16 protein-coding genes and 1 other RNA gene are annotated in these 19,916 nt (G+C 65.4%); 13 read left to right on the top strand and 4 right to left on the bottom strand.

Annotated elements, in window-relative coordinates; translation table 11 throughout:
- Positions 1-101 precede the first annotated feature (101 nt).
- From YU9_RS0109480 to YU9_RS0109465, 4 genes are all read left to right on the top strand, one after another.
- Positions 102-1,412, top strand: a complete 1,311-nt coding sequence (locus tag YU9_RS0109480) for an HlyD family secretion protein (protein ID WP_027572595.1) — start codon at positions 102-104, stop codon at positions 1,410-1,412.
- Between the two features lie 204 nt (positions 1,413-1,616).
- Entirely contained in the window at positions 1,617-3,203 is a 1,587-nt protein-coding gene (locus YU9_RS0109475; protein ID WP_027572594.1) for a DHA2 family efflux MFS transporter permease subunit, read from the top strand.
- A gap of 499 nt (positions 3,204-3,702) precedes the next feature.
- Positions 3,703-5,502, top strand: a complete 1,800-nt coding sequence (locus YU9_RS0109470; protein WP_027572593.1) for an ABC transporter ATP-binding protein — start codon at positions 3,703-3,705, stop codon at positions 5,500-5,502.
- A 56-nt stretch (positions 5,503-5,558) separates the two neighbouring features.
- Complete coding sequence (locus YU9_RS0109465; protein WP_027572592.1) at positions 5,559-6,965, top strand: MATE family efflux transporter; 1,407 nt, start codon at positions 5,559-5,561, stop codon at positions 6,963-6,965.
- A gap of 49 nt (positions 6,966-7,014) precedes the next feature.
- On the opposite strand, the gene YU9_RS0109460 is transcribed toward YU9_RS0109465, so the two are convergent.
- Positions 7,015-7,758, bottom strand: coding sequence for a sulfite exporter TauE/SafE family protein (locus YU9_RS0109460; protein ID WP_027572591.1), 744 nt, complete (start codon positions 7,756-7,758; stop codon positions 7,015-7,017).
- Between the two features lie 216 nt (positions 7,759-7,974).
- Between YU9_RS0109460 and YU9_RS0109455 the strand changes: the two genes are divergently transcribed.
- Positions 7,975-8,235, top strand: a complete 261-nt coding sequence (locus YU9_RS0109455) for a hypothetical protein (RefSeq protein WP_027572590.1) — start codon at positions 7,975-7,977, stop codon at positions 8,233-8,235.
- A 336-nt stretch (positions 8,236-8,571) separates the two neighbouring features.
- On the opposite strand, the gene YU9_RS0109445 is transcribed toward YU9_RS0109455, so the two are convergent.
- Positions 8,572-9,207 (bottom strand): GntR family transcriptional regulator, encoded by a 636-nt coding sequence (locus tag YU9_RS0109445; RefSeq protein ID WP_027572589.1) that lies wholly within the window; start codon positions 9,205-9,207, stop codon positions 8,572-8,574.
- 49 nt (positions 9,208-9,256) lie between these two features.
- On the opposite strand from YU9_RS0109445, the gene YU9_RS0109440 reads away from it, so the two are divergent.
- Complete coding sequence (locus YU9_RS0109440; RefSeq protein WP_198028220.1) at positions 9,257-9,715, top strand: DUF983 domain-containing protein; 459 nt, start codon at positions 9,257-9,259, stop codon at positions 9,713-9,715.
- 328 nt (positions 9,716-10,043) lie between these two features.
- Here YU9_RS0109440 and rnpB read toward each other — a convergent pair.
- Positions 10,044-10,525, bottom strand: an RNA gene (gene rnpB, locus YU9_RS44565) — RNase P RNA component class A.
- Positions 10,526-10,675: 150 nt separating this feature from the next.
- Between rnpB and YU9_RS0109435 the strand changes: the two genes are divergently transcribed.
- Both YU9_RS0109435 and YU9_RS0109430 read left to right on the top strand, forming a co-directional pair.
- Positions 10,676-11,029: a YciI family protein gene (locus YU9_RS0109435; protein WP_027572587.1), complete on the top strand. Its 354-nt coding sequence runs from the start codon at positions 10,676-10,678 to the stop codon at positions 11,027-11,029.
- 121 nt (positions 11,030-11,150) lie between these two features.
- The gene (locus YU9_RS0109430) at positions 11,151-12,383 is read left to right on the top strand and encodes an RNA polymerase sigma factor (protein WP_027572586.1); all 1,233 of its coding nucleotides are present in this window, start codon (positions 11,151-11,153) and stop codon (positions 12,381-12,383) included.
- Positions 12,384-12,447: 64 nt separating this feature from the next.
- Here YU9_RS0109430 and YU9_RS0109425 read toward each other — a convergent pair whose 3' ends face one another.
- Complete coding sequence (locus YU9_RS0109425) at positions 12,448-13,311, bottom strand: N-acetylmuramoyl-L-alanine amidase (protein ID WP_027572585.1); 864 nt, start codon at positions 13,309-13,311, stop codon at positions 12,448-12,450.
- Between the two features lie 440 nt (positions 13,312-13,751).
- Between YU9_RS0109425 and rsmH the strand changes: the two genes are divergently transcribed.
- The 5 genes from rsmH (at position 13,752) to murF (ending at position 19,816) form a co-directional block, all read left to right on the top strand.
- On the top strand, positions 13,752-14,741 hold the full coding sequence (rsmH, locus tag YU9_RS0109420; RefSeq protein ID WP_027572584.1) for a 16S rRNA (cytosine(1402)-N(4))-methyltransferase RsmH: 990 nt from the start codon (positions 13,752-13,754) through the stop codon (positions 14,739-14,741).
- 3 nt (positions 14,742-14,744) lie between these two features.
- The gene (locus tag YU9_RS0109415) at positions 14,745-15,137 is read left to right on the top strand and encodes a hypothetical protein (protein ID WP_027572583.1); all 393 of its coding nucleotides are present in this window, start codon (positions 14,745-14,747) and stop codon (positions 15,135-15,137) included.
- Complete coding sequence (locus YU9_RS0109410; RefSeq protein ID WP_027572582.1) at positions 15,134-16,882, top strand: penicillin-binding protein 2; 1,749 nt, start codon at positions 15,134-15,136, stop codon at positions 16,880-16,882. Before YU9_RS0109415 ends, YU9_RS0109410 begins: the two co-directional genes overlap by 4 nt.
- A gap of 85 nt (positions 16,883-16,967) precedes the next feature.
- On the top strand, positions 16,968-18,440 hold the full coding sequence (locus YU9_RS0109405) for a UDP-N-acetylmuramoyl-L-alanyl-D-glutamate--2,6-diaminopimelate ligase (RefSeq protein WP_027572581.1): 1,473 nt from the start codon (positions 16,968-16,970) through the stop codon (positions 18,438-18,440).
- A complete protein-coding gene (gene murF / locus YU9_RS0109400; RefSeq protein WP_027572580.1) occupies positions 18,437-19,816 on the top strand; it encodes a UDP-N-acetylmuramoyl-tripeptide--D-alanyl-D-alanine ligase in 1,380 nt (459 codons plus the stop codon). Before YU9_RS0109405 ends, murF begins: the two co-directional genes overlap by 4 nt.
- Positions 19,817-19,916: the final 100 nt, after the last annotated feature.

The following is a 19,916-nucleotide window of genomic DNA, read 5'->3' as shown; positions in this document are numbered from 1 at the left end:
TGTATATTGACCGAACCGTTCGGTCAATGATATCTGGGATCAGCGAGAGGAAGCCGGCTGCGCAGCGGCCGCCCTCGATCGCGCTTATTGGGGAGGCCTTTATGGCCGTAACGAGAGACCAGACGGCTCGCGTCCTTCGCCAGGAAGCGGTGGAGGACAAGGCGGGCGGTGATGCTGCCTCCGAGACATCGGCACCCCCTGCCGAGCAGTTGCGCGCTCATGTCGCCGAGGAAACGAAGCGTCCGACCCGCGAGGCGCCAGAGAAGCCCGTGATCGACAAGCCGGCACCCGCGCCGGACGCGCCCGCCGCCGGCTCTCCGAAGTCCGGCAAGCGCAAAGTCGTCCTGATGGGCGTCGGCCTCCTCCTCGCACTCGCTGTTGCGGGTTATGCCGGCTATTACACCTTGGTCGGCCGCTTCTACATCTCCACGGACGATGCCTATGTCCGCGCCAACAACACCATGCTCGGCGCGCGCGTTGCCGGCCACATCTCCTCGATCCTTGCCGGCGACAACACGCCGGTGCGTGCCGGCGACATCGTCTTCCGCATCGACGACGGCGACTACAGAATCGCGGTCGAAGCCGCCGCGACCAAGATCGCGACCCAGCAGGCCACCATCGATCGCATCGGCCGCCAGGTCGCAGCCCTCGACAGCCAGGTCGCGCAGGCCAAGGCGCAGCTCGTCTCCGCGGAAGCCGGCCTCAAGCGCGCCGACCTCGATTATGAGCGCCAGCAGGCGCTGAGCAGCAAGGGCTTTGCCTCGCGCGCCACCTTCGAGAGCTCGGAAGCCGGACGCGATCAAGGCGCCGCCGCGGTCAAGGCCGCGCAAGCCGCCTACGACGTTGCAGTGAGCAATGTCGATGTCGCCAGGGCGCAGCAGGCCGAAGCGCAGGCTCAGCTCGCCGAGCTCAAGACCACGCTCGCCAAGGCCGAGCGCGACCTCGGCTTCACCGCGGTGCGCGCGCCGGTGAACGGCACGTTCTCCAATCGGCTGGTCAACACCGGCGACTTCGTCGCGGTCGGCCAGCGCCTCGGCAATATCGTGCCGCTGGACGACGTCTATATCGACGCCAACTTCAAGGAGACGCAGCTCAAGCGCATCCGCCCCGGCCAGCCGGTGACGATCAAGGTCGATGCCTACGGCATGCGCAAGTTCTCCGGCGTGGTCGACAGCATCGCGGCGGGCGCGGGCTCGGTGTTCACGCTGCTGCCGCCGGACAACGCCACAGGCAATTTCACCAAGATCGTGCAGCGCGTGCCGGTCCGCATCCGCGTGCCCAAATCGGTGGCCAGGCAGAACCTGCTCCGCGCCGGCATGTCGGTCTACGCGACCGTCGACACCAACAAGGGCGCCACCGACGCCGACAGCGAGGTCGATCTCGACGATCCCACCGCGATTCATCCGCAGTAGGGTGTGGTGATATGAGCCGCACCGCAGCTTCCAACGCAGGTGCGCTCCCTCTCCCGCTTGCGGGAGAGGGCTGGGGAGAGGGTGTTTCCTCTAGGGAGACTCTCCAAGAGGAGAAAGCCCTCACCCGCCGCGCTCTTCGAGCGCGTCGACCTCTCCCGCAAGCGGGAGAGGTAAGAAGAGCCCGCTCCAATCCGAGCTGACACCATGGCCAACGCCACCACCGCTTCGCCTGCCATGATGGCGAATCCCGCTTCGGAGCGCATCGCGCCGAAGCGGCTGTTTGCCTTCATCATCATGGTGTTCGGGATGTTCATGTCGATCCTGGACATCCAGATCGTCTCGGCCTCTTTAAGCGAAATCCAGGCCGGGCTGTCGGCGAGCTCCAGCGAGGTCTCCTGGGTCCAGACCGCCTATCTGATTGCCGAGGTGATCGCGATCCCGCTCTCTGGATTCCTGTCGCGCGCCTTCGGCACGCGTCTGTTGTTCGCGATCTCCGCGGCCGGCTTCACCTTCTCGAGCCTGCTCTGCGGCTTCGCCACGACGATCGAGGAGATGATCCTCTGGCGCGCGCTGCAGGGCTTTCTCGGCGCCGGCATGATCCCGACGGTGTTCGCCTCGGCTTACACCGTGTTCCCGCGCACGAAATTCCACATCGTCGGCCCCATCATCGGTCTCGTCGCGACGCTGGCTCCGACCATCGGGCCGACGGTCGGCGGCTACATCACCGACCTGATGTCGTGGAACTGGCTGTTCTTCATCAACGTCGTGCCCGGCATCGGCATCACCCTGGGCGTGCTGGCGCTGGTCGATTTCGACGAGCCGCATTTCGAGCTGCTCGACCGCTTCGACTGGTGGGGCCTGTTGTTCATGGCCGGCTTCCTCGGCACGCTGGAATATGTGCTGGAGGAAGGTCCGCAATATGAATGGATGCAGGACACCTCGGTGGCGATCTGCGCCTGGATCTGCGCGATCTCGGCGATCGCCTTCTTCTGGCGCGTGTTCACGGCGGCCGAGCCGATCGTCAATTTGCGCACCTTCTCCGATCGCAATTTCGCCGTCGGATGCACCCTGCAATTCTGCATTGGCATCGGCCTCTATGGCCTGACCTACATCTATCCGCGCTATCTCGCCGAAGTGCGCGGCTATAGCGCGCTGATGATCGGAGAGACCATGTTCGTCTCCGGCATCACCATGTTCCTGGTCGCGCCGCTGGTCGGCCGGCTCATGGCCAAGCTCGACATGCGCTACATGATCGCGTTCGGTCTCATCGTGTTCGCGATCGGCTCCTACCAGATGACCTGGATCACCCGCGACTATGATTTCTACGAGCTGCTGGTGCCGCAGATCCTGCGCGGGATCGGCATGATGTTCGCGATGGTGCCGACCAACAACATCGCGCTCGGCACGCTGGCGCCAGACCGGGTGAAGAACGCGAGCGGCCTGTTCAACCTGATGCGCAATCTCGGCGGCGCGGTCGGCCTTGCCGTCATCAACACCGTGCTCAACGACCGCACCGACCTGCACATCACCCGCCTGCAGGAGCGCGTGACCTGGGGCAATGCGACCGCGACCGAAACCCTGAACATGTTCATGCAGAAGTTCCAGGGTCTCGGCGATTCCACGCTGATGGCGATGAAGCAGCTCTCCCAGCTCGTGCATCGCCAGGCCGTGGTGATGAGTTTTGGCGACGCCTTCCTCATGCTGACGCTGTTCTATCTCGGCCTCAGCCTGCTGGTCGCGCTGCTGAACAAGCCGGCTTCGCCGTTCGGCGCTGGCGGCGACGCGCATTAGGCCAGCCACACATTCGGTGTCATCGCCCGGCTTGACCGGGCGATCCAGTATCCCAGAGGCTGATATTGGAGAGCTCGCTCTCACCACACCTGCCGCGGCGTACTGGATTCCCCGCTTTCGCGGGGAATGACGGCGGAGTGGGTGGCGGCATCGCGCACCAAATTGCAACACTCGTGCGTGATCTCGCGCGAGCCCCGTTGCAATTGGCTGGCGACACATCTATAAAGCGCACCTCATTCAATCGAACCGGGAGGGATTTGCATGATTTCGTCGCATTCGCAGATCGTACGCCCGCGCTCGATGATGCTCTGGCTCGGCACGTACTCGGCCTGTTAGAGGCCTCTTCCGCCAGCTTCGATTGGGCCTAGGTTTTGGCCAGGCGTCCCGATCGCTTCGCTTCCCAAGTCAAATTCAGTTTTACGTGACGCCGATTCGGCCCCTCGCGGCCGGCTTGCGTCGATCGATGGAGCCGGCCCGCGCGAAGCGGCCGGATGATGCCATGACCGCTTTGTCAAAAAAGCCCGCCGCGATTCGCGTGGTTCTGCCCTTCGTGTTCAAGCACTGGCTGAAGCAGCCGGGACGCGGGCTCATGGTGGCCGGCGGCCTGTTGGGCGCAACGGTCGCCGACCTGTTCATGCCGGTCTTCTCCGGACATCTGATCGATGCGCTGACCCGCGGGCCGTCAGATCCCGATGCGCGCCACGCGGCGCTGGTCGCGTTCGGCGCCATCGTGGCGCTGGGCGCGGCCTCGATGGTGCTGCGGCTCGCAGGGCTGCAGGCGATCGTGCCGTTCACACTGAAGATCATGTCGGACGTCGCGCAGGACGCGTTCACGCGCGTGCAGCGTTTCTCGACCGATTGGCATGCGAACTCTTTTGCCGGCTCCACGGTGCGCAAGATCACCCGCGGCATGTGGGCGCTCGACCTGCTCAACGACACGCTGCTTTTGGCGCTTTTGCCCTCGTTTGTCGTTCTGATCGGCTCGATGATCCTGCTCGGCGTGCACTGGGCCTCGCTCGGCGTAGTGATCGCGCTCGGCGCGCTGGCCTATGTCACGATGACGGTGCTGTTCTCGACCCGCTACATCGCGCCGGCCGCGCGCGTCTCCAATGCCTGGGATACCAAGGTCGGCGGCACGCTGGCGGACGCGCTGACCTGCAATGCGGTGGTGAAATCCTTCGGCGCGGAGCTGCGCGAAGACGCGCGGCTTGCCCGCGTCATCAGCCGTTGGCGGGTGCGCGTGCGGCGGACCTGGTTTCGCTACAACTACACCGCCATGGCGCAGCTGTCGCTGCTGCTGTGCCTGCGGGGCTCCGTGATCGGCGGCTCGGTGCTGCTGTGGATGTACGGGCACGCCTCGCCCGGCGACGTCACCTATGTGCTGACGAGCTACTACGTCATCCATGCCTATCTGCGTGACGTCGGCATGCACATCAACAACCTCCAGCGCTCGGTCAACGATATGGAGGAGCTGGTGGCGATCCATGACGAGCCGATCGGCATTGCCGATGCGGCCAATGCGCGGCCGATCGCGATCGAAGGCGGCGAGATCGTGTTCGACGACGTCACCTTCCATTATGGCGGCCATCGCGCGCCGCTGTATGACGGCTTGTCGGTCAAGATCCGTGCCGGCGAGCGGGTCGGCCTCGTCGGCCGCTCCGGCTCCGGCAAGACCACCTTCGTCAAGCTGGTGCAGCGGCTCTACGACGTCACCGGCGGCCGCGTGCTGATCGACGGGCAGGACATCGCGCTCGCCACGCAGCAATCGCTGCGCAGCCAGATCGCGATCGTGCAGCAGGAGCCGATCCTGTTTCACCGCTCGCTTGCCGAGAACATCGCCTATGGCCGGCCCGGCGCCAGCCTTGATGCGATCGAGCAGGCGGCGCGGCTCGCCAATGCGCACGATTTCATCCTGCGCCTGCCGAAGGGCTACGGCACGCTGGTCGGCGAGCGCGGGGTCAAGCTCTCGGGCGGCGAGCGGCAGCGCGTGGCGCTGGGGCGTGCGTTCCTGGCTGATGCGCCGGTGCTGATCCTGGACGAGGCGACCTCGAGCCTCGATTCGGAATCGGAGGCGCTGATCCAGGAGGCGATGGAGCGGCTGATGAAGGGCCGCACGTCGATCGTGATCGCACATCGGCTGTCGACGGTGAAGAGCCTCGATCGCATCCTGGTGTTCGACCGCGGCGAGATCGTCGAGCAAGGCACGCATGCTCTGCTCGCGCGCAAGCCAGACGGCATCTATCGCGGCCTGTTCGAGCGCCAGGTGGTGGAGCTCGGCCATATCGCAGCAGCGGAGTGAGGCACGCGGCAGCGGGGCGAACGTCCCGTTGTCACGCTGCCCGAGGATGGAATGAGATGAAGGATCTGACGAACGGCTCCATCGTGAGCCACATCCTGGCCATGGCTCCTCCCATCATGGCGGGCATGATCTCGATCATGGTCTGCCAGCTGGTCGATCTGTACTTCGTGTCGGGCCTGGGCGATGCCGCCGTCGCGGGGGTCGCCGCGGCCGGCAATGCCGGCTTTCTCGTCAACGGGCTGATGCAGGTGCTCGGCGTCGGAACGGTGGCGCTGATCGCGCATGCCGTCGGACGCAAGGACCGGCCGGATGCCAACCTGATCTTCAACCAGGCGATCGCGCTGTCGGCGCTGTTTGGCCTGTTGACCCTGGTCGCAGGTGCCGCGCTGTCGCGCGCCTACATGCGTTCGATCGCCGCGGATCAAGCCACGATCGAGGCTGGGACCACTTATCTGCTGTGGTTCATGCCGGCGCTCGCGCTGCAGTTCGCGACCCAGGTGATGGGATCTGCGCTGCGCGCCACTGGTATCGTACGTCCCTCCATGCTGGTGCAGGCGCTTGCCGTGGCCATCAATATCGCGCTGGCGCCGGTCCTGATCACGGGCTGGGGCACTGGCCATGCGCTCGGGGTGGCCGGCGCCGGGCTGGCGAGTTCGATCGCGGTTGCGATCGGCGCCCTGATGCTGCTTGTCTATTTCCGAAAGGTCGAGCGCTACGTCGCCTTCAATCCGGCGCAGTGGCGTCCACAGCCGCGCCATCTGAAGCGGATCCTCAATGTCGGCCTGCCGGCCGGCGGCGAGTTCGCAATGATGTTCATCTTCATGGCAGTGGTCTATTACGTGCTGCGCGATTTCGGTGCGGCGGCGCAGGCAGGCTTCGGCATCGGGCAGCGCGTGCTCGGCCTGATCAACATGCCTGCGCTTGCGGTCGGGCTGGCGGCTGGGCCGATCGCCGGCCAGAACGTCGGCGCTGCCAACGCTGGGCGCGTGCGGGAAACTTTCGTCAAAGCCGCTTTGATCGTCACGATCGTGATGGCCGGCTTCATGATCCTTGCGCAGGTGAAGCCCGAGCTGCTGCTTGCCGGATTCTCGAACGACCGCGAGACCATGGAGATCGCCTATCTGTTCCTGCGGATCATCTCGCTCAACATGGTGGCGCAGGGGCTGATCTTCACCTGCTCGAGCATGTTCCAGGCCCTGGGCAACACCAAGCCGGTGCTGCTGAGCTCGGCGACGCGCGTGTTCACCTACTCCCTGCCGGCGATCTGGCTCTCGACGCGGCCGGACTTTCGCATGGAGTACGTCTGGTACCTCTCGGTCGCGGCGACCACGTTGCAGGCGGGCTTGAGCCTGTGGCTGCTGCGCCGCGAGTTCAGGAAACGCTTCGCGTTGCCATCGAAGGAAAAGGTCGCGGAGCAGGTTGCCTCCGAGCCGGTCACGCCTCCCGCGCGTGCGCCGGCGTAGCGACAGTGACTTCCTTCCCACGGCTCCCGCCAATCGGCGGCGCCGTGGGCTAATGCGCGCCAATGCTGTTCCAGACGAGTGTGAGGCCCGACAGGAACAAGAGGCCGAGCACGACATCGCCAAAGTGCTTGTCGTTCAGCGCGTGATAGACGCGCGCCCCGGCCCAGGCACCGATCAGTGTGCCGGGAAAGGCGACAGCTGCGAGCCAGACCACCTTGAACCCGACGAGGCCCGATGCCGTCTGCAGCACCAGCGCGGTGGCGAGCACCGTGAAATTGAAGAGCTGGAAGATGCCGCGCCGCTCGTGCTTGTTCCAGCCGCGGATGTTCGCCCACAGGATCGGCAGCGGCCCGGACAGTCCGGCGAGGCCGCCGAGAATGCCGCCGGCAAAGCCGATCGCGCCGTCGGCGATCCGGCCGCCGAACTTGACGGCGAGCGGCCTCTTGTTGAGGTACAGTGCGCTCGAAAAGATCAGGATCAGCACACCGACACTCAGCTTGAACACGTTTGGATCGGCCGATGCGACCATCATGGTCCCGAGCGGCACGCCGATGAGTCCTCCGATCAGGAACGGCCAGACCAGCGAGAGATCAAAACTCTTCCACATCGACGGCAGTGTCGAGGTCTGCGCGATCACCGAACAGATCAGCACCAGCGGCACCGCGAGCGAGGGCGGCAGGACATAGAGCCAGATCCCGAGCGCCATCAGCGCGGTGCCGAATCCGGCAAGGCCCGAGACAAAGCCCCCGGCCAATGCACCGAGCAGCAGCAGCGCGTAGGTGGTCGTTTCCAACAGACTGTCCTTGCAATGTGCGATCCCGAACTGTTGATCGCCACTGCCCGCATAGCACAGCCGCGGCCGTCGAGGTCAATTTCAAAACCGCACGCAAGCGTGATCCCGGAGGGCGGGCATTCGCGGAAGACGCGCCTACATGACGCTCGTACTTTGACCTTGGGGCCTGCCGGGCGTCACGCCGCACCGTCCCTGATGAGATGATGGAGCATGATCATGACCCGCATGAACATTGCCGTTGCGGCCGCGCTGTTATCGGCCGCCGCCCTGACCCCGACATTGGCGCAAGCGCAGTTTTCCGAGCCTGCAGCCTATCAGGCCGCGCATCCCGACCGCGATGTGCTGAACGGCGGCCAGCTCACTCCCGCAGGGCGCGCGGCCCGTGGCGAGACAGTGGCGCCCAGTGAGGCCTATGCGGCTTATCCGACAGCCGTTGCGCCAGTCGTTCGCCCACGCCACCGTCGTCATCATCAATAGAGAGTCTAAAGCGGAATGGCTTTCGGTTGAATCGATTCCCGCGGCGGCTCGTTCACCTCTCCCGCTTGCGGGAGAGGCATAGGCCGCCTTCGGCGGCCGTCATTTCAAGAGACGCCGAGGCAAAGCCTCGGCTATGCGAAGCGCCGGGTGAGGGCTTTCTCCTCTTGGGGACTGTCCCATTGCGGAGATACCCTCTCCTCAATCCTCTCCCGCAAGCGGGCGAGGGAGCGCACCTCCTTCATTGCTGCATCAAACCTAATCTCATCATGCTTTAGACGATCTGCCTGGTGTCGGCGGGCTTCTGCAGCGCGCCCATCAGGATACGCAGCGCTTCCGTCAATTCCGATCTGTTGCGCGCCGCGCCCAGCGAGACGCGTGCCGCATGTGGCGATGTTCCATCCACGGTGAAGGCATCGCCTGCCACGATCGCGAGTCCATTCCGCAGCAGATGCGCTGGGACATCGGGGCGACTCTCGGGCAACCGTAGCCAGAGATGATGGGCGGCCGGCTTGGCCAGGGTGCGCGCATCCAGCGCGCCGCGACCTCGCGCTCGTGCGCGCTGCCGCCGGGCGGCTGATAGTTGAGATACGCCGTCAGGCCCGATTGGGCGCGAATGGCTTCCATTCCGGCGATGATGCGCTCATCGAGCTGCGCTTCCAGCGGATGCGGCGGCACGTTCATCGAGAGGTCGATCGCAACCGGATGCGGCAGGTCGACGGCGCGGCGCGCGCTGGTCTCCGACACGAACGAGCCCTGTCCGACCCGGGCTTCCATGATACCGCGGCGCTGTGCTTCGGTGTAGGCGCGCGTCACTGTGGTGAGGTCGATGCCGAGCGCTTTTGCGAGCGCCCGCTGCGTCGGCAACTGCTGACCGCGCACCAACCTCCCTGCGGCAATATTGGCCTCCATGGCCTCGACGATGCGCTGATAGCGGGGGCCGGAGAGCTCCGAGATTGTAGGCGTCCAGTCCATGCAATTTAGGCCCATATCCTTTGAATGTATGGATGCAAGATATTATTGTATGGATCATTGGAATGGAAGAGGTGTGGTCATGGCGATGGTCTCTTTGGCAAAGGCGATGTGGCGCGGCTTCAGCGGCAAATGTCCCAATTGCGGGGAAGGGCACATGTTCGGCCGCTTCCTGAAAGTCTCTGACGCTTGCGATCATTGCGGCGAGGAGCTGTTTCACCAGCGCGCCGACGACTTTCCCGCCTACCTCGTGATGGTCGTGGTCGGCCATCTCGTGGTGCCGGCGATCCTCGCGATCGAGACCGCCTACGCACCGCCGGTGTGGCTGCAGCTCGCGCTGTGGCTGCCGGTGACGCTGTTCGCCGCGCTCGCGCTGTTGCAACCAACCAAGGGCGCCATCGTCGGGCTGCAATGGCAGCTCGGCATGCACGGCTTCGAGGCGAGCAAGCTGCGGCGCGAGGCCGGCGAGCTTGCGGCGGTACTGGTGAAGCCGGACACGCGCGCGGCCTGAACCGAGCGCGGCGCTTACATCGCGCATCCGGCCGCTACACTCCATCGCGTCAAACAAGAACGATGGAAACGCCGACGGCCACACCCACGCTCGTCATTCCGGGGCGTGCGCAGCACGAACCCGGAATCCATTTCTCCTCAGTCTCTGCCGCCCGATAGATTCCAGGTTCTCGCTTCGCGAGCCCCGGAATGACACCATTTGAATGGTTGCGGCTCGGCAAAAATGGTGAGGGGTCCGATGCGCTAGCATCGAACCCCTCGTTGCTTCCTTAGCAAGACGCGTTTTCTTCACGCGAACCGGAAACCCAATTCGCTCGAAAACGCTTTAGAATATCAGCCGGCCTGTAAGCCGGGTTCTGTAGGGCACCGTCCGCTTGCGCGAACGATACGTGACGGCCATTCCTCTGGAACCATGTTTGCACATGGCCTCGAGCAACCTACCCGGACGGCGGGCCTGACATCGCCCCGCGGTGTTATCGCTTACGCGAACAGCCCGCTTAAGCCGTCCCTATTCGGTTTTGCTCCCGGTGGGGTTTGCCATGCCGGCTCCGTTGCCGGAACCGCGGTGCGCTCTTACCGCACCTTTTCACCCTTACCTGCCTACGCAGCTTGCGCTGCTACGGCACGGCAGGCCCGCGGGCTTGCCGCGCCAAAGCCCCGTTAGGGGCGACGGCGGGCGGTTCGTTCTCTGTGGCACTTTCCCTGGGGTTGCCCCCGCCGGACGTTATCCGGCACCGCATGTCAAGGGAGCCCGGACTTTCCTCCCCGGCGGCCTTTCGGCACCTGCCGGAGCGGCCGTCCAGCCGACTGACGGGACTACGCATGGGCATTTATGACGGTTCCGTCAAGCCGATATCGCGACGCACGGTCCGCCCGAAATAATTTATCCTGAAGATGTCGTTTGGTGCGTGCCCCGTTCGACTGGCTGTCGGCGAGCGAGCCGAACAACAGGAGTGAAGCCATGCAATATCTGCTGATGATCTACCAGAATGAGGTCGAGTACGCGAAGAACGACGCGGCGACCAGCCAGAAGATGTTGGCCGAATACCAGGCCTTCACGCAATCCATCATCCAGAGCGGCAACTTCAAGGCCGGCGACCGCTTGCAGCCGACCACCACTGCGACCACAGTGCGTGTGCGCGAGGGCAAGACGCTGACGACCGATGGTCCGTTCGCGGAAACACGCGAGCAACTCGGCGGTTACTACTTGGTCGAGGCGAAGGATCTGAACGCGGCGATCGAGATCGCGGCGCGGATTCCCAGCGCGCGCATCGGCTCGATCGAGGTGCGGCCGATCTGGGTGTATGAGAAGTGAGCACTGTCGTTCCGGGGCGGCCCGAAGGGCCGAACTATGGTGCGCAATTGCGCACCAGAGAACCTCGAGATTCCGGGTTCGTGCTGCGCACGCCCCGGAATGACGTGCAAAGCATCATCCAATGACCCCGAGCGAGATCGACAAAATCTTCCGCGACGAGGCGGGGCGGGCGCTGGCCACGCTGATCCGCCTCATCGGCGATTTCGATCTCGCCGAGGACGCGCTCCAGGATGCTTTTGCCGTCGCGCTCGAGCGCTGGCCGGCGTGTGAGGTCCCTGACAGTCCACGCGCTTGGCTGGTCAATGTCGCCAAGCACAAGGCGATCGACCGTATCCGCCGCCAGGCCGTCTTCCGCGGCAAGCAGCGCGAGCTAGTGCATGAGCTCGAGCTCAACGCACAAGCCGCCGACGAACCGCCGGCAACGCTCGACGACGACATGCTGCGGCTGATCTTCACCTGCTGCCATCCCGCGTTCGCGCCCGAGGTCCAGGTCGCGCTGACACTGCGCACCGTCTGCGGGCTGTCGACGGCGCAGGTCGCGCGCGCCTTTCTCGTTAGTGAGGAGGCGATGGCACAGCGGCTCGTCCGCGCCAAGCAGAAGATCAGGCTTGCCGGCATCCCCTACGAGGTGCCGGAGCGCGAGGCGCTGGCGCCGCGGCTCGATGGCGTGCTCGCCGTGATCTATCTGGTCTTCACCGAGGGCTATGTCGCGACCGAGGGCACGGACCTGATGCGGCCCGATCTCGCCGTCGAGGCCATCCGCCTTGGCCGCTTGCTGGACCGCTTGATGCCCGACCGCGCAGGCATCAAGGGTCTGCTGGCCTTGATGCTGCTGCACGACGCGCGCCGCGCCGGGCGCGAGACGCCGGCCGGCGACATCGTGCTGCTCGAAGAGCAGGACCGCTCGCTGTGGGATCGCGCGCAGATCGACGAGGGCCTGCGTCTGGTCGACGATGCGCTGCGCGTGCCAGCCCGGCCGCGACCCTATGCGGTACAGGCTGCGATCGCTGCGCTGCATGCGCGTGCGCCGAGCTTCGAGGAGACCGATTGGCCGCAAATTGCCGGGCTCTACCAAGTGCTCTTGCGCATCAGCCCTTCGCCGGTGATCGAGCTCAACCAAGCCGCGGCGATATCGATGGTCGATGGGCCGGCACGAGCGCTCGATCTCGTCGATGCGATCACCGCGCGCGGCGGGCTTCGCGGCTATGAGCTGTTGCCCGCGGTGCGCGCGGATTTGTTGCGGCGGCTCGGCAGGACGAAGGAGGCGCGCGAGGCGTATCGTGCCGCGACAGAGGCGACGCAGCTGGAGCCGCTGCGGAGGCTCTATGCGCGGAGGGTGAGGGAGATGGGGTAAGGGCTCTCGTGCGCTGCAGAGCCGGGGCACGGAAGTGAGCAATGACGCGCCTACGGCTACGCCGTCACTTCGACGCCACCGTCGTTCCTTCCGCGGGCAAGCTTGCCAGCAGTGCCTGCAATGTCGACAGCGTCGAATGATCCGCGACACCATCGAGCCGTGCCGGACGGAAATGGCGCTGGAAGGCGGTGACGACCTCCATCGTCGCAGCGTCGTATTTGCCGTTCAGGGGCACGCCATAACCGTACCTTGCGAGCGCCTGCTGCATGCTCAGCACCGCGTCGCTGATGGTGCCGAGCATCAGGGTCTCGCCTCGAACGATCGGTGCGGGCGTCACCCAGTGGCCGACGCCGGAATTGGCCAGCGAATGCCACGGAAACTTTTCGCCGGGGTCCTTCTTGCGGGCGGGCGCGACGTCGGAATGGCCGAGGACCCGGTGCGCCGGCACCTTGCGGCGGAGCATGATGCCGCGGCACAGCGCGATCACGGCGGCGATCTGGCGCAGTGGAAACTCGGGATAGCCCCAGTCATGGCCGCGATTGACGATCTCAATGCCGATCGAGCAGGAGTTGATGTCGTCCTCGCCGGCCCAGGAGGAGACGCCCGCGTGCCAGGCGCGCTTGGCCTCGGGCACGCATTGCACGATGCGGCCGTCGTCCAGCACGACATAATGCGCCGAGACTTCGGTGCCGGCCGTGCAGAGGCGCGCCAGCGCGCCCTCGACATCGGGCATGCCGGTGTAGTGCAGCACGATCATGTCCGGCTGCCGTCCCTTGCTGCGCTCGCCATAATTGGGCGAGGGAATGATGTCCGACACGATCGAGGAATCGGGCTCGAACGTCCGCAGGCTCGCCACGGTCTTGGGAACCGGGAGAACACGGTGACGCTTCGAATCAGATCCAGACGGCGTGGACGAACCGGACGGCATAAACAACTCAAGCGGACGGAGAGTGGAGCAAGCCCTTCTCTTTACTATTCCTTTACGCTCCATCGCGCGCAATCGCGCCGCGCGGTTAACGGATGCATTTTGGCGATGTGTGTGGATGAAGCATCACCCCCTCGTCACCTTTTCCACTTGTCACGAGCCGAGCAACGCTTTCTTAACGCTAAGGGCCGTTACTGAGGGATGAAGAGCCGACCCGCGTCCGGAGGCGGCCAAAGCGTATTTTGGCTCGAAATCCCATGGCTGCCCGACAAATTCCACTGGGAACACTGGGTTTGTGGCCCGGGACGACTGGACTCGGTAACCATGCTGGACAGGGGCATTGTCGTGGAACCGCCGCGACGCGCAATGATTCGAGGCGTTATGGGCTTGTTCGACCCCGATCTCGCTTGGATGTCAGGCTGGGCGGTCGGCAGGCGTCGCGCATGAGCTCGGCTCCGCATATCCCCGTTCTCGGCCGTGAGGCCATCGCGCATCTCGCCCCGCGCGAGGGCGGCGTTTACGTCGATGCCACTTTTGGTGCCGGCGGCTATAGCCGCGCGATCCTGGAGGTGCCGGGAACCCGGCTCATCGCCATTGATCGCGACCGCACCGCGATTGCCGGCGGCGCCGAGCTGGTCGAACGCTCCGCGGGTCGGCTGACGCTGGTCGAGGACCGCTTCTCCAACCTTGCCGAGGTCTGCGCGGCGCAAGGCGTCGATGGCGTTGACGGCGTCGTGATGGATGTCGGCGTGTCCTCGATGCAGCTCGACCAGGCCGGCCGCGGCTTCTCCTTCCGCCTCGACGGTCCGCTCGACATGCGGATGGGGCAGACAGGCCCGACTGCGGCGGACGTCGTCGCGCGCGCCTCGGAAAGCGATCTTGCCGACATCATCTATCTCTTCGGCGAGGAGCGGCATTCGCGCCGCATCGCCCGCGCCATCGTGGCGGACCGGCAGGAAACCTCGTTCACCACCACGCGCGCGCTCGCCGATCTCGTCGGCAGGGTGGTGCGATCAAAGCCCGGGGACATTCACCCGGCGACGCGGACGTTCCAGGCGCTGCGCATCTTCGTCAACGAAGAGCTCGAGGAACTCCAGACGGCGCTCGCTGCGGCCGAGCGCGTGCTCAAGCCCGGCGGCCGCCTCGTCGTCGTCTCGTTCCATTCGCTGGAAGACCGCATCGTCAAGAATTTCCTCTCCGAGCGGTCCAAGACGGGCGGCGGTTCGCGGCATCTGCCGGAAGTCGCCCAGGTCGCGCCGAGCTTCCAGCTGCTGACGCGGCGGCCGGTCGTCGCCGGTGAGGACGAAGTTGCGCATAATCCGCGCGCGCGCTCGGCAAAGCTGCGCGCCGCCGAGCGCACCTCGGCGGCGGCGCATGAGACCGATGAGGCATCGCCCTGGCCAAAGCTCTCCGACGTGATGAGGGGCGGCTAGCGCATGCGCATCATCCACCTTCTCGTCATCGGTGCGCTGATCTTCGCAGCGGCCTATGTCTACCGGATCAAGATGGACTCCACGGCGCGCACCGAGAAAGTGCTGCGGCTGCATGCGGAGATCCGCGAACAGCGCGATGCGATCGCCTCGCTGCGCGCCGAATGGGCCAAGCTCGATGCGCCCTTGCGCCTGCAAGGCCTGTCCGACCGGCATCTGTCGCTGAAGCCGGTCAACGGCACGCAATATGATTCGCTGAAGAACCTGCCGGAGCGTCCGCCGCGGATGTTCAGGCCGGGCGAGCCCGATCCGATCGGGGCCATGCTCAAGACCATCGAAGCCGCGAGCGACCCTGACACGGTGACGGGTTCGGTACCTCAGCCCGAGGACAAGCAATGAGCGCCCCGACTCCGGCCAAGCCCACACCAACCGAACCCTGGCGGCAGCGGCTGATCCGAAGCCTGCTCTACGGGCGCAATGTCGATCGCGCCGCAAAGGCGCGCGCGCGCGTCGGCCTTGCCATGCTCGCCTTCGCTTCGGTCTACGCCCTGATCGGCGGCCGGCTCGTGATGTTTGCGATCGGGGCCGACGCCCACAGCGCGCGCCGCGCTGCGGCGCAGGAGGTGGTTGCGACCGCGCGGCCCGATATCGTCGATCGCAACGGCGCGATCCTTGCGACCGACGTCAAGGCGGCGAGCCTGTTCGGCGAGCCGCGCCGCATCATCGACAAGGACGAGGCGATCGAGCTCTTGACCGCGACCATTCCCGACCTCGACGAGGCCGAGGTGCGCGAGCGCCTGAAGTCGCGCAAGGGCTTCGCCTGGCTCAAGCGCGAGGTCACGCCGGCGCAGCAGCAGGCCATTCACAAGCTCGGCATTCCCGGCATCGGCTTCTTGCGCGAGAACAAGCGCGTCTATCCGACCGGCAACGAGGTCGCCCACCTCATCGGTCTCGTCAACATCGACAACCAGGGCATCGCAGGCCTGGAGAAGTGGCTCGACAATCAAGGGCTCGCCGATCTCCACCGCGCCGGCTTTGCCACCGACCGTCTGCAAAAGCCGATCGAGCTCTCGGTCGATCTGCGCGTCGAGCATGCGCTGCGCGACGAGCTCTTGAAGGCCAAGGACAAGTTCCACGCCAAGGCCGCTTCCGGCATCGTCTCCAACGTCAAGACCGGCGAGATCGTGGCGATGGTCTCGCTGCCGGACTTCGATCCCAACAATCCGAAGGAAGCGCACGACCCCGACCGCATCAACCGCCTGACCACCGGCGTCTACGAGATGGGCTCGACCTTCAAGGCGTTCACGCTGGCGATGGCGCTCGATTCCGGCAAGATCAATTTGAACTCGTCGTGGGATGCGCGCGGAAACCTGCACTACGGCAAGTTCACCATCCACGACAGCCATCCGCTCGGGCGTTTCATCAACACCAAGGAAGTGTTCACCTACTCCTCCAACATCGGCGCGGCCCGGATCGCGCTCGGCCAGGGCGTCGAGGCGCACAAGGCCTTCCTCGCCAAGATGGGCCAGTTGACGCGGCTGCGCACCGAATTGCCGGAGAGCGCGGCGCCGCTGATCCCGCGCCGCTGGGGTGAGCTGAACACGGTTACCATCGCGTTCGGCCAGGGCATGTCGGTGGCACCACTGCAGGCGGTGATGGGCATCAACGCGCTGGTGAACGGCGGCTATCTGATTCCGCCGACATTCATGAAGCGCAGCGAATCCGAGGCTATGGCCATGGCCAAGCGCGTCATCAAGCCGGAGACCAGCGACAAGATGCGGTTCCTGATGCGGCTCAATGCCGAAATCGGTACCGCCAAGACCGCGGACATCAAGGGCTACTACGTCGGCGGCAAGACCGGCACGTCCGAAAAGGTGATCAACGGCCGTTATGCCAAGAAGCGCGTGCTCAACTCGTTCACCGCCGTCATGCCCTGCGACGATCCGAAATATCAGATCCTGATCATGCTGGACGAGCCTCAGGCGATTTCCGAGACGAAGGGTTTCATCACCTCCGGCTGGAACGCGGTGCCGACCGGCGGCAAGGTGATCGAGCGGATCGCGCCGCTTCTGGGCGTCGAGCCCCGGTTCGACCTGCCGCCGTCCGAGCGCCTTATTCTTGCAGCATCCAGGACAACCCAGTAATCAACCGGGTGGGCCATCGCCGGTGCTGAGTCGGGATATCCCCTAAGGATTCGGCTTTCTGGCAGGGCATGTCGACTGGAAGACCATGAAGCTGCGCGACCTCTTAGGTCAGGATGTTCTGGGCAATGATGCCGCGATCGAGCCCGCCGTTGCGGCGCTCGACGTGAGCGGCGTTGCGCTCGACAGCCGCGTGGTTAAGCCGGGCGATCTCTTCTTCGCGCTCGCGGGCAGCAAGACTGACGGCGCCCGCTTCATCGATGCTGCGGTTGCCGTGGGCGCGGTGGCCGTCGTCGGCGACCACGCACCGGCGACCTGCAACGTGCCGTTCATCGCCGTCGCCAATCCGCGCCGCGCGCTGGCATTGGCCGCGGCAAGATTTTTCCCGGCGCAGCCCGCGACGATCGCCGCGGTGACCGGCACCAGCGGCAAGACCTCGGTTGCCGCCTTCACGCGCCAGATCTGGGAGCGGCTCGGGCATGCCTCGGCCAGCATCGGAACCATCGGTCTCGTTTCGCCGAAACGCACGGTCTACGGCTCGCTGACGACGCCGGATCCGATCGCGCTGCACCGGCAGCTCGATGAGATCGCGCGCGAAGGCGTCACGCATCTCGCCTTCGAGGCGTCTTCGCATGGGCTCGACCAGTACCGCCTCGATGGCGTGCGCGTCTCTGCCGGCGGCTTCACCAATCTCTCGCGCGACCACATGGATTACCATCCGACCGTTGCGCATTATCTCGCGGCAAAGCTCCGCCTGTTCCGCGAGCTGGTGCCGCCGGGTGGAGCCGCAGTGATCTCGGCCGATCACGATTGCTCGGCGGAGGCGATCGACGCAGCGAAGGCGCGCGGCCTGCGCGTCATGGCCGTCGGCCGCAACGGCGATGGCGCAGGCGAGGGCATCCGCGTCACCGAGGCCGTGGTCGAAGGTTTTGCGCAGAAGCTCACCGTCGAACATCGCGGCAAGACTTACGCGATCCGATTGCCGCTGGTCGGCGAATTCCAGATCGAGAATGCGCTGGTCTCGGCCAGCCTTGCCATCGGCACCGGCAGCGATGCCGAAGGCGTGTTCGCAAGCCTCGAGCATCTCGAAGGCGCCAAGGGCCGGCTCGAACGTGTGGGCGAGCGCAACGGTGCGCCGATCTTCGTCGACTATGCCCACAAGCCCGACGCGCTGGCGAAAGCGCTGCAGGCGCTGCGCCCCTATGCCAAGCGCAGGCTGGTCGTCGTGTTCGGCGCCGGCGGCGACCGCGATGCCGGCAAGCGTCCGATCATGGGCGAGATCGCGGCCGAGAACGCCGACGGAGTCATCATCACCGACGACAATCCGCGCAGCGAGAGGCCGGAAGCGATCCGCGCCGCGATCCTCGCCACCGCCAAAGGCGCTCGCGAGATCGGCGACCGCGCCGCTGCGATCCGCGCGGCGATCGATGAGCTGGAAGACGGCGATGCGCTGCTCATCGCCGGCAAGGGGCATGAGACCGGACAGATCGTCGGCGGCGAGGTGCTGCCCTTCAGTGATCACGAGGCGGTTGCGGCCGCATTAGCGTCGAGGGTTGCATGAGCGCGCCAATATGGACGGTTGCCGAGGTCGCGCGTGCGCTTGGTGTTGCCGGATCATTCCCGGACACGGCAATCGACTTCGTCACCCAGGACAGCCGCCTGGTGAAGCCGGGCAGCCTGTTCGTCGCGCTCAGCGGCACGCCGAGCGGCGGCTTCGTCTCCGCTTTCGCCAGCGCGCGCGACGGCTGGGACTTCGCGGACAAGGCGGAAGCCGCAGGCGCGGTCGCGATGATCGTGCCGCACGAGATCGCGGGCGTGCGCATTCCGCAGATCGTCGTCAAGGATACGCTGATCGACGGCCTCTGGGGTCTCGCACGCGCCGCACGCGCGCGCTTCAACGGTCCGGTGATCGGGCTCACCGGCAGCGCGGGCAAGACCAGCACCAAGGAATTTTTGGCAGCCTATCCGAACGCCTATGCGAGCCCCTCGAGCTTCAACAATTTCTGGGGCGTGCCGCTGACGCTGTGCAATGCGCGGCCCGACGCCAGCCTCTGGGTCGTCGAGATGGGCATGAACCAGCGAGGCGAGATCGCGCGGCTCAGCGAGTTGACGCGGCCGACGGTGGCGCTCGTCGTCAACGTCCAGCCCGTGCATCTGGAGAAGCTCGGCTCGCTCGAGGCCATCAGGCGCGAGAAGGTGTCGATTGCGCTCGGCTTGCCCGAGGACGGGGTGCTGGTGCTGCCCGCTGGACTCAAGGCCTCGGAATGGAAAGGCAAGGTCGTGCGCTTCGGCGAGCATGCCGAGGTGCATGAGGTCGCGCACGCGCCGCATGGCGAGAGCTGGCAGATCGTGGCCATGATCGGCAAGAAGGAGCTCGCCTTCAGCCTGACGCCGGGTGCGCCGCATCGCGTGCAAAATGCGCTGGCCGCGCTGGCCGCGATCCGTGCGGCCAATCTCGATCCGGCGACGCTCGCGATCAAGCTCGATCGGGTTGGCATCATGAGCGGCCGCGGCGTCGAGCAGTCGATCGGCGGTGTCACCGTGATCGACGACAGTTTCAACGGCAATCCGGCCAGCGTTGCTGCCGCGCTGCAGAGCCTGCAGGCGCGCAACATGACCGGCGGCCGCCGCATTGCGGTGCTCGGCGACATGCTGGAGCTCGGCGATGATGCACCAGACTACCACACCGCGCTCGTCAAGCATCTGGACGGGATCGACGGGGTCTACTGTGTCGGCGCTCTGATGCGCCACCTCTACGATGTGCTCCCGGCCGGAAAGGGCCTCGGCTGGCACGACGATCCCGCTACGCTGAAGCCGAGCGAGGTTGCGAGCCTGCTGAAGGCAGGCGACGTCGTGGTTGTCAAGGGCAGCAAGAAGATGTTCTGGGTCAACAAGTTTGTGCCGGGCCTGGTGGCCGCCTTGCAGGCAAAGGCGTAAACTGCTTGGAAGGCGCTGTTCCCGAATCCCACTTTTGCGGCACGAGGCCGTCCGTCTCCCCTGAGGTCGCGTCCGACCCGATGATGAAGACCAGCGAATG

Origin of the sequence: Bradyrhizobium sp. WSM1743 (assembly GCF_000473065.1) — a bacterium.
GTDB lineage: Bacteria > Pseudomonadota > Alphaproteobacteria > Rhizobiales > Xanthobacteraceae > Bradyrhizobium.
This window is presented reverse-complemented; position numbering and strand designations above follow the sequence as displayed.

Bases quoted from the DNA above. Each gene is read 5' to 3' on its own strand.
- YU9_RS0109410 (WP_027572582.1), top strand. From the start codon at position 15,134: ATGAGCGCCCCGACTCCGGCCAAGCCCACACCAACCGAACCCTGGCGG.
- YU9_RS0109465 (WP_027572592.1), top strand. From the start codon at position 5,559: ATGAAGGATCTGACGAACGGCTCCATCGTGAGCCACATCCTGGCCATG.
- YU9_RS0109440 (WP_198028220.1), top strand. From the start codon at position 9,257: ATGGATCATTGGAATGGAAGAGGTGTGGTCATGGCGATGGTCTCTTTG.
- rsmH (WP_027572584.1), top strand. From the start codon at position 13,752: ATGAGCTCGGCTCCGCATATCCCCGTTCTCGGCCGTGAGGCCATCGCG.
- YU9_RS0109405 (WP_027572581.1), top strand. From the start codon at position 16,968: ATGAAGCTGCGCGACCTCTTAGGTCAGGATGTTCTGGGCAATGATGCC.
- YU9_RS0109475 (WP_027572594.1), top strand. From the start codon at position 1,617: ATGGCCAACGCCACCACCGCTTCGCCTGCCATGATGGCGAATCCCGCT.
- YU9_RS0109470 (WP_027572593.1), top strand. From the start codon at position 3,703: ATGACCGCTTTGTCAAAAAAGCCCGCCGCGATTCGCGTGGTTCTGCCC.
- YU9_RS0109445 (WP_027572589.1), bottom strand. From the start codon at position 9,207: ATGGACTGGACGCCTACAATCTCGGAGCTCTCCGGCCCCCGCTATCAG.
- YU9_RS0109425 (WP_027572585.1), bottom strand. From the start codon at position 13,311: ATGCCGTCCGGTTCGTCCACGCCGTCTGGATCTGATTCGAAGCGTCAC.
- YU9_RS0109430 (WP_027572586.1), top strand. From the start codon at position 11,151: ATGACCCCGAGCGAGATCGACAAAATCTTCCGCGACGAGGCGGGGCGG.
- murF (WP_027572580.1), top strand. From the start codon at position 18,437: ATGAGCGCGCCAATATGGACGGTTGCCGAGGTCGCGCGTGCGCTTGGT.
- YU9_RS0109415 (WP_027572583.1), top strand. From the start codon at position 14,745: ATGCGCATCATCCACCTTCTCGTCATCGGTGCGCTGATCTTCGCAGCG.
- YU9_RS0109435 (WP_027572587.1), top strand. From the start codon at position 10,676: ATGCAATATCTGCTGATGATCTACCAGAATGAGGTCGAGTACGCGAAG.
- YU9_RS0109480 (WP_027572595.1), top strand. From the start codon at position 102: ATGGCCGTAACGAGAGACCAGACGGCTCGCGTCCTTCGCCAGGAAGCG.
- YU9_RS0109455 (WP_027572590.1), top strand. From the start codon at position 7,975: ATGACCCGCATGAACATTGCCGTTGCGGCCGCGCTGTTATCGGCCGCC.